13 protein-coding genes are annotated in these 14,992 nt (G+C 63.6%); 7 read left to right on the top strand and 6 right to left on the bottom strand.

What is annotated here, in order from left to right:
* Nucleotides 1-2 precede the first annotated feature (2 nt).
* The 3 genes from V1289_RS05395 to V1289_RS05385 all read left to right on the top strand — a co-directional run bounded on the left by V1289_RS05395 (nucleotide 3) and on the right by V1289_RS05385 (nucleotide 3,641).
* The gene (locus V1289_RS05395; RefSeq protein WP_334395971.1) at nucleotides 3-1,661 is read left to right on the top strand and encodes a urocanate hydratase; all 1,659 of its coding nucleotides are present in this window, start codon (nucleotides 3-5) and stop codon (nucleotides 1,659-1,661) included.
* 153 nt (nucleotides 1,662-1,814) lie between these two features.
* Nucleotides 1,815-2,816 (top strand): ornithine cyclodeaminase family protein, encoded by a 1,002-nt coding sequence (locus V1289_RS05390; protein WP_309178396.1) that lies wholly within the window; start codon nucleotides 1,815-1,817, stop codon nucleotides 2,814-2,816.
* Between the two features lie 12 nt (nucleotides 2,817-2,828).
* The gene (locus V1289_RS05385) at nucleotides 2,829-3,641 is read left to right on the top strand and encodes a phosphate/phosphite/phosphonate ABC transporter substrate-binding protein (RefSeq protein ID WP_334395969.1); all 813 of its coding nucleotides are present in this window, start codon (nucleotides 2,829-2,831) and stop codon (nucleotides 3,639-3,641) included.
* 9 nt (nucleotides 3,642-3,650) lie between these two features.
* Here V1289_RS05385 and V1289_RS05380 read toward each other — a convergent pair whose 3' ends face one another.
* From V1289_RS05380 to hutI, 3 genes are read right to left on the bottom strand one after another with little or no spacing between them, the layout of a single operon-like run.
* On the bottom strand, nucleotides 3,651-4,238 hold the full coding sequence (locus V1289_RS05380) for a HutD/Ves family protein (protein WP_334395968.1): 588 nt from the start codon (nucleotides 4,236-4,238) through the stop codon (nucleotides 3,651-3,653).
* A gap of 14 nt (nucleotides 4,239-4,252) precedes the next feature.
* A complete protein-coding gene (gene hutU, locus V1289_RS05375) occupies nucleotides 4,253-5,917 on the bottom strand; it encodes a urocanate hydratase (protein ID WP_334395967.1) in 1,665 nt (554 codons plus the stop codon).
* A 25-nt stretch (nucleotides 5,918-5,942) separates the two neighbouring features.
* On the bottom strand, nucleotides 5,943-7,181 hold the full coding sequence (gene hutI, locus V1289_RS05370; protein WP_334395966.1) for an imidazolonepropionase: 1,239 nt from the start codon (nucleotides 7,179-7,181) through the stop codon (nucleotides 5,943-5,945).
* 111 nt (nucleotides 7,182-7,292) lie between these two features.
* Between hutI and V1289_RS05365 the strand changes: the two genes are divergently transcribed.
* A complete protein-coding gene (locus tag V1289_RS05365) occupies nucleotides 7,293-8,654 on the top strand; it encodes a formimidoylglutamate deiminase (RefSeq protein ID WP_334395965.1) in 1,362 nt (453 codons plus the stop codon).
* Nucleotides 8,651-9,391, top strand: a complete 741-nt coding sequence (gene hutC, locus V1289_RS05360) for a histidine utilization repressor (RefSeq protein WP_334395964.1) — start codon at nucleotides 8,651-8,653, stop codon at nucleotides 9,389-9,391. Before V1289_RS05365 ends, hutC begins: the two co-directional genes overlap by 4 nt.
* A 28-nt stretch (nucleotides 9,392-9,419) precedes the next feature.
* On the opposite strand, the gene V1289_RS05355 is transcribed toward hutC, so the two are convergent.
* Genes V1289_RS05355 through V1289_RS05345 form a run of 3 tightly spaced genes read right to left on the bottom strand, consistent with a single transcriptional unit; the run spans nucleotide 9,420 to nucleotide 12,149 of the window.
* Nucleotides 9,420-10,460: an ABC transporter substrate-binding protein gene (locus tag V1289_RS05355; protein WP_334395963.1), complete on the bottom strand. Its 1,041-nt coding sequence runs from the start codon at nucleotides 10,458-10,460 to the stop codon at nucleotides 9,420-9,422.
* A gap of 29 nt (nucleotides 10,461-10,489) precedes the next feature.
* Nucleotides 10,490-11,338 (bottom strand): ABC transporter permease, encoded by an 849-nt coding sequence (locus V1289_RS05350; RefSeq protein WP_334395962.1) that lies wholly within the window; start codon nucleotides 11,336-11,338, stop codon nucleotides 10,490-10,492.
* A gap of 16 nt (nucleotides 11,339-11,354) precedes the next feature.
* Nucleotides 11,355-12,149 (bottom strand): ABC transporter ATP-binding protein, encoded by a 795-nt coding sequence (locus V1289_RS05345; RefSeq protein WP_309178386.1) that lies wholly within the window; start codon nucleotides 12,147-12,149, stop codon nucleotides 11,355-11,357.
* 209 nt (nucleotides 12,150-12,358) lie between these two features.
* On the opposite strand from V1289_RS05345, the gene V1289_RS05340 reads away from it, so the two are divergent.
* A complete protein-coding gene (locus V1289_RS05340) occupies nucleotides 12,359-12,970 on the top strand; it encodes a UbiX family flavin prenyltransferase (protein WP_334395961.1) in 612 nt (203 codons plus the stop codon).
* 63 nt (nucleotides 12,971-13,033) lie between these two features.
* A complete protein-coding gene (locus tag V1289_RS05335) occupies nucleotides 13,034-14,749 on the top strand; it encodes a hypothetical protein (protein WP_334395960.1) in 1,716 nt (571 codons plus the stop codon).
* Nucleotides 14,750-14,992 lie beyond the last annotated feature (243 nt).

Here is a 14,992-nt window from a genome sequence, read left to right as displayed (position 1 = left end):
CGATGAACATTCCCATCCGTGGCGGCACAGAGGTCAAGGCGGGACGTGGCAACGTCTTGCGCTGCAAGGGCTGGCGGCAGGAGGCGATCCTGCGCCTGCTGGAGAACAATCTCGAGAACGGCGAGGATCCCGACAATCTCGTGATCTACATGTCGATTGCACGCGCGGCGCGCGACTGGGAGAGTTTTGATCGTATTGTTGCGACGCTGGCGTCGATGCGTGAAGACCAGACGTTTGTCATGCAGTCGGGCAAGCCGGTCGGCGTCTTTCCGGGTCAGTCAACGACGCCGCTAATGATCATGGCCAACGGCAATATCGTGGGTGAGTGGAGCGGCGAGGAGAGCCGCCGCAAGCTCGACGACATGGGTCTCACCGTCTATCCAGGCATGACGGCGGCGGCCTGGCAATATATCGGCAGCCAGGGCATCCTGCAGGGTACGTTCGAGACCTTCATGGCGATCGCGCGCCAGCATTTCGGCGGCACCCTGGCCGGCCGCTTGCTCCTCACGTCGGGCTGCGGCGGCATGAGCGGCGCGCAGCCGCTGGCCGGAAAGCTCGCCGGAGCATCGACGCTGGTGATCGAGGTCGATCAGGCCCGCATCGACCGCCGTATTGCCTCCGGCTATTGCGATGCCACCACCGATGATCTCGACGATGCGATCGCGCAATGGCAGGCCGCGCGCGACGAGCGGCGTCCACTGGCGCTGGCGCTTTGCGCCAACTCAGCGGTCGTACTACCAGAATTGGCCCAACGCGGCATCCTGCCCGACATCGTCACCGACCAGACCTTTCCCGATCCTCTGAAGGGTTACGTGCCGGCGGAATTGTCGCTCGAACAGGCCCGCGCCATGCGGACCAGCGATCCGCAAAAACTGATGGCGCTGGCGCGGCAATCCGTAGCCGCGCATCTTCGGGCGATGCTGGGGTTCATGGACCGTGGCGCGATTGTGTTCGAATACGGCAACAGCCTGCGCGCCGAGGCGAAATCCGCCGGCGTGGAAGACGCATTTCGGATGCGGTCTTTTGTCGACCTCTATATCCGCCCGCTGTTCTGTCAGGGCATCGGACCGTTTCGCTGGATCGCGGTTTCGGGCGATCCACAGGACATTTACACCATCGACGAGATGATTCTGGATACATTCTCGTCCAACCATCCGATCTCGTCCTGGATCGGGAAGGCGCGCGAACATGTCAAATTCACCGGGCTTCCGGCGCGGATCGGTTGGCTCGGCTATGGCGAGCGCAGCCGTCTAGCCTTGCTGGTCAACGAAGCCGTAGCGAGCGGCCGGATTTCCGCGCCGGTCGCCTTCACCCGGGATCATCTCGATTCCGGCTCGGCCGCGCTTCCGCACCGGGAAACCGAGAACATGAAGGACGGCTCCGACGCGATCGCGGACTGGCCTATCCTCAATGCGCTGTTGAATTGCTCGTCCGGTGCCGACCTCGTGGCGATCCATGGCCTCGGCGGACGCGGCGTCAGCGCCGGCGTCACGATCGTGGCCGACGGAAATCCGGCGACCGCCGAGCGGCTCAAGCGTGTGCTCGACGGCGATCCCGGCATCGGCGTGTTGCGTCATGCCGACGCCGGCTACGATATCGCGATCGAGCAGGCCGAGCGTTCGGGGCTCGCCGCGACGGTTCCGCCCGGCCTTGCATCCTAGGCAACCAGTCTGGCTTGTCGGACCGGTTGACTTTCCCAAGCCCCTCAATAATGTATAGACATATTAAGTCGGGCCCGCGACTTGCTCGCGGCGTCCCGGCCTTGGTCGCGCGCCGGAGGGCGACCGCGGTCGTCCTGTCGAGGAGGTTCAATCTTGCCGCCGATCTACATCGCCTATCTCAACCGCCTCGATATCGACGAACTCAAGATCACCGACGAGGAAATCCTGTCGGCCATCGAAGCAAGCCTTGCCAGTCAGGGCAGGGGCGAAACGGTGATCGAGCCGCGCGTTCATCTCGAACCCGGGGTGGCCAACGGCCATTTCAATGTGCTGCGCGGCGCCATCAAGCCGCCAATCGATTCCGCGGGCGTCAAGATTGTCGGCGACTTCGTCGACAACTACAAGCTCGGCTTTCCCTCCGAACTTGCGATCCTCGCTTTGTTCGACCCGCGCACCGGGGCGCCGAAGGCCATCCTCGATGCCAGCGGCATCACCGACATGCGCACCGGCGCGGTGACCGCGATCGGCGCCAAACATCTCGCGCGGAAGAACTCGAAGATCCTCGGCCATATCGGTGCGCGGGGCACCGCCTACTGGAACGTGCGGCTACTCAACCATCTGTTCGATTTCGACGAGATCCGCGTTCACTCCCGGCGAGAAGAGAGCCGCAACAGCTTTGCGGAGCGGCTGAGCCGCGATCTCGGCAAGAAGGTTGTCGCCACCGAAGACTGGCAGAGCTGCGTCGAGGGCGCCGACATCGTGGTCGAGGCTTCACGGCTCGACAAGCCGACGCCGATGCTGAAGACCTCCTGGATCAAGAAGGGTGCCTTTGTGGTTCCCTATGGGACAATGAGCGCGATCGAGCTGTCGCTCACCGACATCATGGCGAAGCTGGTGGTCGACGACTGGGGCCAGTGCAAGGGCGGAAAGTTCGGCAGCCTGCGCGCCCATGTCGAGGCGGGAAAGCTGTCCGAAAAGACGCTTCACGCTGAACTCGGACAGATCGTGGCCGGTCTGAAACCGGGACGGCAGACCGATGACGAAACCAATCTGTTCTGGCATCGCGGACTGTCGCTGTCCGATATCGCGCTTGGCCATGCGATGCTGGAGAAATCCCAACGTCTGGGGATCGGACAGCGTCTTCGCTTTGCCTGAGGAACAATGCCGATGCCGTACGTCGCGAATGCACGAATGTATTCGGTCAATCCGGCGGCGGCATCGGCTTGGAAAGTGCTGTTCGGCTGGCTGGCGCGGGAATCGCACGTCGATTTGCGCGCGATCGACCATGCGTTTCCATTGCCGCTTGCCGAACTCTGGACGCGTGCCGATCTTGCCTGCGGCTTCATGTGCGGCTTTCCCTATGCGCTTGCAGCGGTGAGGCCGCAGCCGGTCGCAGCCCCCGTTCCCGCGGGCGCACCTGTTCCTGGAAAACCGGTCTACGCGACGCGCCTCGTGGTGCGCGCGGATTCGAGGTTCTATTCGCTCGAGGACACGTTTGGCGGCCGGCTAGGATATACGGTCGAGGATTCCCATTCCGGCTATAACGCGCTGCGGCATCATTTGCTGCCGTATCATTCCGCGCGCGGGGGGCGCCTTTACCGCGAAAGCGTCGGCCCGCTGTTCACGCCGCGCCGGGTCATCGAGGCCCTTCTCGCCGGCGATATCGACGTCGGCCCGCTCGATAGCTATGCGCTGGGCTTGATGCTGCATCACGAGCCGGATCTGGCGGCCCGGATCAGGATCGTCGCGACCACCGATCCTGCGCCGATTCCGTTTCTCGTCGCGGCACCGGACTGTCCCGTCGAAACCGTGTCGGCGCTGCAGGCTGCGCTGGCGACCTTCGCGGACGCGCCGGCCTGCGCCGATTTGAGGGATCGGCTTTGCCTTGAGGCATTTGCTCCGGTCGACACCGAAGACTACGAACTGATGATTCGGTGGGACGCCGAAGCCCGCGCGGCAGAGTATGGCGAGCCTGGTTGACCGCGTAGCTTAAGTCGCCTGATGTTCGTGCAAGAGCACCAGATAGCAATCGCTCGATCTTGCCGGCACGATCCGGAAGGAATCCTCTCGTGCGCCGCTCAAGATGGCAGCATCGCCGTGATCCAGCGTCGCGATATCCTGGTCCGAGGCCAGCGTCGTGCTGCCGTTGAGCGACAGCACGACCGCGATTTCCTTGCCGCCACATTCGCAGGAGGCGGGCTGCCCAATGCGCCGCAATCGATGGCTGAAGCGCGACCGCCGCGTCATCACGTTGAGGTCGGTGATCTCGCCTGCGGTTAGCCGCGCCGATGTCCGGAAGTCACCGGCGAAGCTGATCGGATCGGAGCCGCGTTCGAGGCGGATCGGTGCGTTGCCTCCGATGGTGAGCATCAGGCCTTTCCCGTTGATGACGGCAAGCGTGCGGTCGATTCCGGCAAATTCGGAGAAGGGGCCATCGGCGGCGACCCTTGCCATGCTGATGCGCCAGTCGAAGTCGTCGAGCGAGGCGCCGGGTGGCTCGGCAACGATCTCGGTCGTCGAGCCGCCGCCATTCTTCCATGGCGTGGTGCGGCAACTTCCGGCGCGGATGATCTTCAATGGCGCGTCTTTCCTCAGCGCAGGCTCGGCAGGTCGAGCTTGTTGGCGCGCGCGCAGTCGATCGCGAGGTCGTAGCCGGCATCGGCGTGACGCATCACGCCGGTGGCAGGATCATTCCACAGCACGCGGCCGATGCGGGTAGCGGCCTCCGGCGTGCCGTCGCAGACGATCACCATGCCGGAATGCTGGGAAAAGCCCATGCCGACGCCGCCGCCATGGTGCAGCGACACCCAGGTGGCGCCGCTGGCGCAATTCAAGAGCGCATTGAGCAGCGGCCAGTCGGACACCGCATCGGAGCCGTCCTTCATCGCCTCGGTCTCCCGGTTGGGGGAGGCCACCGAGCCGGAATCCAGATGATCCCGGCCGATTACGACCGGCGCTTTCAATTCGCCGCGCGCAACCATTTCATTGAAGGCAAGCCCGAGCCGGTGGCGATCGCCAAGACCGACCCAGCAAATGCGCGCCGGCAGGCCCTGGAACGCTATGCGCTCGCGCGCCATGTCGAGCCAGTGATGCAAGGCGGCGTTGTCCGGCAGCAGCTCCTTGACCTTGGCGTCGGTGCGATAGATGTCTTCGGGGTCGCCGGACAAGGCCGCCCACCGGAACGGTCCGATGCCGCGGCAGAATAGCGGCCGGATATAGGCCGGGACGAAACCCGGAAAATCGAACGCGTCCTTGACGCCTTCCTCGAACGCCATTTGGCGGATGTTGTTGCCGTAGTCGACGACCGGTATTCCCATTCTGTGGAAATCGAGCATGGCGCGGACGTGTTCCGCCATCGATTTCCGCGCGGCGCTCGCGACCGCCTTCTGGTCGGTCTCGCGCCGGGATTCCCACTCGCTGGTGGTCCAGCCTTTCGGCAGATAGCCGTTGACGGGATCGTGCGCGGAGGTCTGGTCGGTGACGGCATCGGGCCGAACGCCGCGCCGCACCAGTTCAGGAAAAACGTCGGCGGCATTGCCGAGCAGGCCGACCGATACCGGCTTGCCGTCGCGGCCTGCCTGTTCGATGATCGCCAGCGCCTCGTCGAGACTCCCAGCCTGGCGGTCGAGATAGCGGGTGCGCAGACGCATTTCGATCCGCGACGGCTGGCATTCGATGGCGAGGCAGGATGCGCCCGCCATCAGGGCCGCGAGCGGCTGGGCGCCGCCCATGCCGCCAAGTCCCGCGGTCAGAAACCATTTGCCCCGGAGATTGCCGCCATAATGCTGGCGGCCAAGTTCGACGAAGGTCTCGTAGGTGCCCTGAACGATGCCCTGGGTGCCGATGTAGATCCAGGAGCCCGCCGTCATCTGGCCGAACATCATCAGGCCCTTGCGGTCGAGCAGATTGAAGTGCTCCCAATTGGCCCAGTGCGGCACCAGATTGGAATTGGCGATCAGCACCCGTGGCGCGTCGGCATGGGTGCGAAACACCCCGACCGGCTTGCCCGACTGCACCAGCAGGGTTTCATCGCCTTCGAGCCGTTTCAGAGTTGCGACGATGCGATCAAAACTTTCCCAGTCGCGCGCGGCGCGGCCGATGCCGCCATAGACGACGAGTTCGCTCGGCTTTTCCCCGACCTCGGGATCGAGATTGTTCATCAGCATGCGCATCGGAGCTTCCGTTTGCCAGGATCTGGCCGAAAGCTGGTTGCCGCGCGCGGCGCGAATGACGCGGGCATTGTCGATGCGGGTCATGGTCGAAAAATCCTTGCAGAAGAGGTCAGAGGAGGCCCGCGGCCACGGCGTGTGAATCGCCATGCCAGACGCGAGCGTGGAGAGGGTTGAAGCCGATCCGGTAGACGAGCTCCGCCGGCCGCTCGATATTCCAGATAGCGAGATCGCAATATTTGCCACGTTCAAGGCTTCCGATGTCATCGAAGCGTCCGAGCGCGCGCGCAGCCTCCCGCGTGACGGCCGAAATGCATTCATCGACGGTAAGGCGAAACAGCGTCGCGCCCATGTTCATCGCCAGCAGCAGCGACGTCAGCGGCGAGGTGCCCGGATTGCTGTCGGTGGCGAGTGCTATTCGTGCGCCGTGGCGCCGCATCGATTCAATCGGCGGCGCCTTCTCCTCGCGGATGAAATAGAACGCGCCCGGCAGAACCACCGCAACGGTGCCGGCCCGGGCCATCGCCGCGATGCCATCGTCGTCGGCATATTCGAGGTGATCCGCCGAAAGCGCGCCGAAGCGCGCGGCAAGTGCGGCGCCGTGCAGGTTCGAGAGCTGATCCGCGTGAAGACGAACGGGCAGGCCGAGTGCTTGCGCTTTCGTAAAAACCCGCGCGGTCTCCTCGGGCGAGAACGCGATGCCTTCGCAGAAAGCGTCGACTGCATCGGCCAGGCCCGCGGCGGCGATCTGCGGAAGCATCGCGTTGCAGACCGCGTCGATATAGGCGCCGCTGTTGCCCTTCATCTCGGGCGGCACCGTGTGCGCGCCGAGAAAGGTCGTCTGGATCGACACCGCGCGCTTGGCTCCGAGCTTCCGCGCGGCCTGTAGCTGTCGCCGCTCGGTGTCGAGTTCGAGGCCGTAGCCGGATTTGATCTCGACCGTGGTCACGCCTTCTGCGATCAGCGCGTCAAGCCGTGGCAGCGAGGCGACCGTCAATTGTTCGGTATTCGCCTGTCGCGTCGCCTTCACGGTCGAGACGATGCCGCCGCCCGCGCGCGCGATCTCCTCGTAACTCGCGCCGGCGAGGCGCTGCTCGAATTCCTGGGCGCGGTTGCCGCCATAGACCAAATGGGTATGGCAGTCGACCAGCCCGGGTGTGATCCAGCGGCCGTCGCAGTTGGTTCGTTGTTCGGCGTCGAGCGAGGGCGGAGCGTCCGCGGCGGGGCCTGCATAGACAATGCGCCCATCGGCGGCGGCGATCAGGCCGTCTTCGACCAGACCGAGGCCTTGGCGTGACGGCGAAAGCGTTGCAAGACGGCAGCCGTGCCAGATGTGATCGACCGATGCCATGAACCCCTTGGCCCATCAGAGGCGTTTAACGTGCTTGGCAGATTGCCTATTTGTCTATACATATTCGCGACGAACCTGTCCAGCGTTTCGCTGACTTCGGAGGCGTGAAGGGTGGTCGGAATATTCTTCGACGAAGCCTTGTTGCCGCAGGGCTGGGCGCGCGACGTCAGGATCACGGTTGCCAACGGCCGGATCGCGAGCATCGCGAACGGCACGGGGGCCGAGCCCGGCGACGAGCGCCACCGGATCGGGCTTTCCGGAATCTGCAATCTGCACAGTCACGCCTTCCAGCGTGGAATGGCGGGTCTTGCCGAGATTAGGGGAACATCCGCGGACAGTTTCTGGACCTGGCGCGAGCTAATGTACCGCTTCGTCGGACGCATGACCCCCGAGGAAATCGAGGCGGTGGCGGCGCAGGCCTATGTCGAGATGCTGGAGGCTGGATTTACTCGGGTCGGCGAGTTTCATTACATCCATCACGATGTGTCTGGCGCGCCTTATGGCAATCCGGCCGAATTGGCCGAACGGATCGCCGCGGCGGCGCAGGCCACCGGGATCGGCCTGACGTTGTTACCGGTGTTCTATGCGCATGCCGGATTTGGTGGTCGAGCTCCCGATAGTGGGCAAAGGCGCTTCATCAACGATATCGACGGGTTCGCACGGTTGCACGAGGCAAGCCGGCGCGCTCTGGCGGGGCATGAGGGCGCAATCGCCGGTATGGCACCGCATTCGCTCCGGGCCGTTACGCCGGTGGAGCTCACGGCCCTGGTGAGCCTTGCCGGATCAGACCCGATTCATATTCATATCGCCGAACAGACCCGCGAAGTCGATGAATGCATCGCCTGGAGCGGCCAGCGGCCACTGGAATGGCTGTTCGACCACGCCGCCGTCGGCCGCAACTGGTGCCTCGTCCATGCCACGCATGCGACCGTTGCCGAAATCGGCTCCATTGCGGAGAGCGGCGCGGCGGCCGGGCTATGCCCGGTGACGGAGGCGAATCTCGGCGACGGCACCTTCAACGCGCCCGAATTCATCAAGCGCGGCGGTGTGTTCGGCGTCGGCTCGGATTCCAACGTCTTGATCGGCGTGAGCGACGAATTGCGGCAGCTCGAATATTCGCAACGTCTCGCGCTGAGGGCGCGTAACGTGATGGCGTCGGGCGGCGCCGCTTCAACGGGCCGCACATTGTTCGACGGCGCGATGCGAGGCGGCGCGCAAGCGCTTGGCGTGAACAGTGCCGGGCTGGTGGAAGGTGCCTTCGCCGACTTCGTCAGTTTGGACGCACAGAGTGTCACCCTGGCCGGCCGCTCCGGCGATGCAATCCTCGACAGCTGGATCTTCGGCACTCGCCGATCGCTGGTCGATTGCGTGTGGGCGCGCGGCCGAAAAGTGGTACAGGACGGCCGGCATCATGGCAGGGAGGCGGCCGCCGAGCGCTTCCGTCAGGTGCTGGAGGGGTTGCTGCAGACATGACCGCGAAACTCAAGCCGGGCACGAAAGCCACGCCCAAGGCGCTGTATCAAGTTATCCGCGGGGACATCGAGGCCAAGATCACCTCGGGCGACTGGCCGCCCGGGCACAAGGTGCCGTTCGAGCATGAACTGATGGAGACCTATTCCTGTTCGCGGATGACCGTGAACAAGGTCATTTCGGCGCTCGCCGAGTCCGGTCTGGTGGTGCGTCGCCGCAGGGCCGGTAGTTTCGTTTCACGGCCGCGGGTGCAATCCGCCATCCTTCAGATTCCCGATCTCAAGGGTGAAGTCGAAAAGCGCGGGGAGCGCTATGCCTACCGGCTGATCGATCTCGGCAAGCGCGCCGCTTCGGCGCGCGACAAAGCCCGGCTCGGCGTCGACGCACGCGCGCAAGTGCTGGCGGTGCGCTGTCTGCATCAGGCCGAAGGACAGCCCTTCGCGCTCGAAGATCGGCTGATCAACCTGCAGGCGGTGCCGGACGCGCTGCGGGAGGATTTCTCGAAGACACCGCCGAACACCTGGCTGGTCGGCCATGTGCCGTGGACCGAAGCCGAGCACCGCATCACGGCCTGCAACGCCGATGAGAAAATCGCCAAGGAGCTCAACATCGAGGAGGGGACCGCGTGCCTGGTGATCGAGCGGCGCACCTGGCGCAACGGGGAGCCGATCACGGCGGTGCGGCTCACCCACCCCGGTCACCTCTATGATCTGATCGCGCGATTCACGCCGACCGGCTGAGCGCTTTCCGCACAGCCTGGCTGCCGACTCATTTCTTTGACGCGCGCTCCACGAATTGGTTGGTCCAGAGATCGTTCTCCGAGGCGGCCGCGTCAAAATCCTTGCCGAAGACGGTGCCGACTTCCTTGGAAAACAGGAACTGGTTCTCGAAGGCCTTCACGTCCAGCTTGCCGCCGTCGGCGACGCCGCTGTTCATCGCCTTGACGGCGGCGCCGATGGCCGCGGGAACGGCTTTGGCAAAGAATTGTTTCTGGATCGCCTCCGCAGTCGACTCCGGCTCCTTGACCAGGGCAGTGCTGGCCGCCTGCATGGCCCGCGCGGTCTTGGCAATCAGCTCGGATGCCTTGTCGTCGATCGGCTTCTTGGCGACCAGGACCAGATAGGGCTGATGCGCGAGCAGCGGAAAATCGTCGCCCAGCGAAACCAGGATCGTGCCGGCGTCCGATTTTGCCGCGAGATAGCCTTCCGGCGGCGACAGCACGAACGCATCGATGCGCTTGTTTTCCAGCGCCGCCTGCAGCGCGACGGGACCACCGACCTGGGCGATCTTGATGTCGGTCTTCGGATTGAGGCCGCCCTTGGCCGCGAGCCAGCGCGCGGCCGTCTCCTGGGTACCGCCGACAGCGGCGACGCCAACCGTCGCGCCTTTCAGGGCCGCAATTCGTTTCTCGAGGGGATCGCCGGCCTTCACGCCGGCCTTTTCCAGAAGGGAAGGCGCCACCACGAGCTCGAGGGTCACCTTCGACATCAGGTTATAGACGATCTCGAACGGCTGGCCCTTGGCAACGGCCCGCAGCGCCGATTCGGTTCCGACGGCGGCGAGATCGGCGTCGCCGGCGTCGAGCGCCGCCAGTGCTGCCGGATCGCCGCCGGGTGAATTCAGCACGGTAGCGGTGAGCCCCTCGGGCGCGAATGTGTTCAGCGCACGCGCGCCCCAGAGCGGGAGGAAACTCAGCGAGGCGAACCCTTGCGCGATGCGGACGCTTTGCTGGGCCGATGCCAAGGTCGGAAGCAACGACAATGTCGCCGCGAGGGTCAGCGCTCGGATCAGGCCTCTGGTCGACTGCATGCTCACTCCTGTCACGTATTTTCTGACCTTCAGATGTCGCTTGGTGCGTGGGCGATCGGGGTTTTCCAGCGCAGGATGCGGCGCTCCAGCTTTCCGGCCATAATGTTGGCCACGACCACGAAGGCGAGAAGGATGACGATGCCGGCGAACACACCGGCCGGATCGTAGGTCGACGACGCCTCGTGGATGAACAGGCCGAGGCCTTGCGTGGAAGACGTGAACTCGCCGACGATCACGCCGATGACGCTGTAGGGCACGGCCATGCGCATGCCGAGCAGGACGTAGGGTGCGGCAGCGGGAAGGTAAACGTGGTAGGTCAACTGGCGCTGGCTGGCACCCATCACCAGCGTCAGGTTAACGAGTTCGCGATCGACCGAGCGGACGCCGGAATAGACGTTGTAGAAAACCAGGAAGAACACCATGATCCCGGCGAGCGCGATCTTCGACCAGATTCCGATGCCGAACCAGATGATGAACAGTGGCGCCAACGCGATCTTTGGAATGCCGTAAAACGCCATGACGTAGGGTTCGAAGATGCTGGCCAGCCGCGGCGAACGACCAAGTGCATAGCCGGCCAGAATTCCGGCGCTGACGCCGAAGACGTAGCCGAGCACGAGCTCCTGGCCGGTGGTCCATAAATGCGGATAGATCTCGCCGGAGCTGAACAGCTCGTACAGCCGCTCCGCGACTGCGGTCGGCTTGCTGACATAGATCTCCTTGATCAGCCGGCCGGAGGCCCATTGCCAGAAGACCAGGATCGCGATGCCCGGCAGCAGCAGCGCCAGGCGGTGCAGGGCCTTGCCGAACCATGCGCGCCTCCTGGCCGCCGGCCGCTCGGCCTCGCTCGGTGGGGTCGCCGTGGCGGCGATGTCGTTCATCGTCCTGCCTTCCTTGTCAGTGCGGCCGTTGCCGGATGTCGATCTGCGACCGGAACACCGACCACACCGCATCATAGGCGGCATCAAAGCCGGGATTGCGGAACGGCTCGAACACGTCGCGCGGCCGCGGCAGGTCGATCGCGATATTGGCGAGCACGCGGGAAGGGCGCTGGCTCATGATCACGACCTTGTCCGCCAGCAGGACGGCCTCAGTGATGTCGTGGGTGATGAAGAGGACGGTGGCTCCGGCCGCGTGCGACAGCATCTGCAGGTCCTCCTGCATCACCATCCTGGTTTGCGCATCGAGCGCGCCGAACGGCTCGTCCATCAGGATGACGTCCGGCCGGTACACCAGTGTCCGGGCAATGGAGCCGCGCTTTTGCATGCCGCCGGACAACTGGCCGGGAAAATAATGTTCGAAACCGCTGAGGCCGACGGCTTCCAGCGCCGCGGCGACACGCTGCTTGCGTTCCGCGCCGGCGACGCCGCGCAGCACCAGCGGCAGCTCGACGTTTTCGGCCAGCGTTTTCCAGGGAAACAGCTGGGCCTGCTGCGGCACGAAGCCGACCTCGCGATTGACGTCGTTGACGGGCCGTCCGCGATGGCGCACGCCGCCGCGCGTCGGCATCAACAGGCCGGCCGCCATCTGCAGCAGGGTGCTCTTGCCGCAGCCGCTCGGCCCGATCACCGCGACGAATTTGCCGCTCCCGACCTCGAAGCTTATGCCGTCGATCACCCGGATGGCCGACTGGGCGCCCGGTGCCGGGAAATCCTGCCGGATGGCGTCAAAGGAGAGGACTGCTTCGCTCATGACGGCAGGGCCCTGCGGGTAAATCATGTCTAGACATATCTAACATGTATAGACATATTTGAAAAGGCTGCCCCTTGGCAAGGGGAGATGATAGGCATCCCTTGTGTAATTGCGACGCAAATTCCGGTGCGCCACGTGATGGTTTTGACTTGGACATTTGCTCTTGATCGTACGCCGTACCGTCGGCGCACTACCGGAGAACGATGTTGATGGACCGCCCGGTTCCAGCTCAGCGCCGCCTCGTCGTCGGCATTTCCGGCGCATCGGGCGTCATCTATGGCGTGCGCGTAATGCAACTGTTGCGCAACGCCGGCGTCGAGGCGCATCTGGTGATGTCAAAGACCGCCGAAATTACCTTTGCCTATGAGACCGCGCTGAAGATTGCCGACGTCAAGGCGGCCGCGCACGCGGTTCACGACATCGACGACATGGCAGCTTCCATCGCCAGCGGATCGTTCCGCACCGGCGGCATGATCGTCGCGCCGTGCTCGATCCGCTCGATGTCGGAAATCGCGACCGGCGTGACGACGGCCCTGCTGACGCGGGCTGCCGATGTCACGTTGAAGGAACGCCGTCGGCTGGTGCTGATGGTGCGGGAAACGCCGCTGCACGGCGGCCATCTTCGCTCCATGGCCGCCTTGTCCGACGTCGGCGCCATCATCGCGCCGCCGGTTCCCGCCTTCTATGCCAAGCCGGAATCGATCGAAGAGATGGTGGATCACACCGTGGGACGGATGCTGGAATTGTTCGAGATCGATGTGGGCAGCGTTCGCCGCTGGGGCGAAGACCGGGATCTGCGATCGCGCCCCGTGAAACGCTGACGGCCCGATCGATGTTACGCGTCTTGCACGGAAGCGCGAGACGCGATGCAGGAGTTAAAGTGGATGGATCGTTTTAACCTTGGCAGCCATTCTAGGACAATCTCGACGGCCTCGCCGGAAGCACAGCGTTGGTTCGACCTTGGCTTGAACTGGTGCTTTGCGTTCAACAAGGCAGAGGGCGTCAAATGCTTCCGAAAGGCGCTCGAATTCGATCCCGAATGCGTCATGGCCTATTGGGGTATCGCCTTCGGCTGCGGGCCTTTTTACAATATGACCTGGCGCGATCACAGCGAGGAAGAGGCCAATACCGCGACCAGAATAGCCCACGAGCACATTCAGCAGGCGCGAGCGCTGACACACAAGGCGACGACGCTCGAAAATTGGCTGGTCGAGGCGCTGGCCTGCCGCGTTCAGAGGCCGCATTCGGTGCCGCCGGAAGAGTTTGATCGTCGGGACGACGACTACGCCGCGGAGTTGCGCAGAGTCTATCACCAGCATTGCGACGATCACGATGTAGTGGCGCTTTTTGTCGAAGCCCTGATCATGCGGACGCCGAGACGCTTGTGGAACGTCAAGACCGGATTGGCGGCGGGAAATTCCGACGTGATCGAAGCCCTCGAAGTCTGCGAGCGCGCGATCGACGCGGCCCAACGACAAGGGAAGAGCAAGCATCCGGCGCTGCTCCATCTGCATATCCATATTCTTGAAATGTCGAATGAGCCGGAACGCGCGAAGGCCTCGGCGGTCGCACTCGCGACGATGTGTCCGGACGCGGGTCACATGAACCATATGCCGGGACATGTCTATGTCTTGTGCGGGCAGTACCGGAAAGCGCAGATCGCCAGCGAACGGGCGATAGCGGCAAACGACAAATATCTCGCTTATGCCGGCTTCCTCACCCCCTACACGACGGCTTGTGCGCATGATCTCCTTTTGATGATGCATGCCAGCATGTTCATGGGCCGATACGGGGACTCGATCGCCGCAGCGAACAAATTGCGTGGCATGCTGACAAAAGAGGTTCTCGGGGTGAAGGGCCGGCCCAAATTCTCAACGAGTCTCGAAGGCTACTATTCGATGAGCGTGCACGTGATGGTGCGTTTCGGACGCTGGCAGGAAATCATCGACGCGCCACTGCCGGACGACCCCGGGCTTTATCTGGTTTCGACAGCGATGCACCATTACGCCAAGGGTATCGCTCACGCCTCGCTCAAGCGTTTCAACGACGCCGACCGCGAGCGACAGCTCTTCCACGATAGTGTGAGACGCATCCCGCCGGAGCGAAAAGTCTTCAACAACAGCGCCCTCAGCATATTGGCGGTGGGCGAGAAGATGCTCGACGGCGAACTCGAATACCACAGGGGTAAGCATGAAGTCGGCTATGCTCACTTACGGGAAGCCGTCGATCGCGACGATAACCTCGAATATATCGAGCCGTGGGCCTGGATGCATCCACCAAGGCATGCGCTGGCGGCCCTGCTGTCCGAACAGGGTCAATACGGTGAGGCGGAGCAGGTCTGTCGCGACGATCTGGGCTTGAGCGGCCGAATTCAACGGTGCGCGCAGCACCCGGATAACGTTTGGGCGCTACATGGTCTGGCGGAATGTCTGCAGCGGCGGGGCGAGGTGGAGGAATTGGCTGACGTGCAAAGAAGGCTTGCGCTCGCGATGGCCCTTGCGGATATGCCAATCGTGTCTTCGTGCATGTGTCGGACGGCGGTTCGCACCGAAAAGCCGGGCTGCTGTTGCGCCGGCGGTATGGACGCAACTGACCGCTAGAGTCAGTCCTTGGCAGATATGCTTCTATAAACGCCTCCGTCTCCCGCCTCGAACGCAGGACGGCGAGTTGACTGACAGCAAACAGCAAAGTGAAGTCAGTTGGCTGAGCCGGTCAGCGCCGGAACTGGAACCGTTCGTCCCGGCTCGCGCGTACGGAAGGTGGATGGAACTTAAGGGGTGCTCCTTTTTAGCAGTCATTCCATCAGGTTCCCTTGGATAAAGTGTCTCGGCCTACCGGGCTCA

It is taken from the genome of Bradyrhizobium sp. AZCC 2289 (assembly GCF_036924615.1).
Lineage (GTDB): Bacteria > Pseudomonadota > Alphaproteobacteria > Rhizobiales > Xanthobacteraceae > Bradyrhizobium.
The sequence above is the reverse complement of the archived record's forward strand: the minus strand, read 5'-3'. Positions and strand labels throughout refer to the sequence as shown.

Excerpts from the sequence above, each read along its gene's own strand:
- V1289_RS05395 (WP_334395971.1), top strand. The coding sequence starts at position 3 with ATGAACATTCCCATCCGTGGCGGCACAGAGGTCAAGGCGGGACGTGGC.
- V1289_RS05385 (WP_334395969.1), top strand. The coding sequence starts at position 2,829 with ATGCCGTACGTCGCGAATGCACGAATGTATTCGGTCAATCCGGCGGCG.
- hutU (WP_334395967.1), bottom strand. The coding sequence starts at position 5,917 with ATGACCCGCATCGACAATGCCCGCGTCATTCGCGCCGCGCGCGGCAAC.
- hutI (WP_334395966.1), bottom strand. The coding sequence starts at position 7,181 with ATGGCATCGGTCGATCACATCTGGCACGGCTGCCGTCTTGCAACGCTT.
- hutC (WP_334395964.1), top strand. The coding sequence starts at position 8,651 with ATGACCGCGAAACTCAAGCCGGGCACGAAAGCCACGCCCAAGGCGCTG.
- V1289_RS05355 (WP_334395963.1), bottom strand. The coding sequence starts at position 10,460 with ATGCAGTCGACCAGAGGCCTGATCCGAGCGCTGACCCTCGCGGCGACA.
- V1289_RS05350 (WP_334395962.1), bottom strand. The coding sequence starts at position 11,338 with ATGAACGACATCGCCGCCACGGCGACCCCACCGAGCGAGGCCGAGCGG.
- V1289_RS05345 (WP_309178386.1), bottom strand. The coding sequence starts at position 12,149 with ATGAGCGAAGCAGTCCTCTCCTTTGACGCCATCCGGCAGGATTTCCCG.
- V1289_RS05340 (WP_334395961.1), top strand. The coding sequence starts at position 12,359 with ATGGACCGCCCGGTTCCAGCTCAGCGCCGCCTCGTCGTCGGCATTTCC.
- V1289_RS05335 (WP_334395960.1), top strand. The coding sequence starts at position 13,034 with ATGGATCGTTTTAACCTTGGCAGCCATTCTAGGACAATCTCGACGGCC.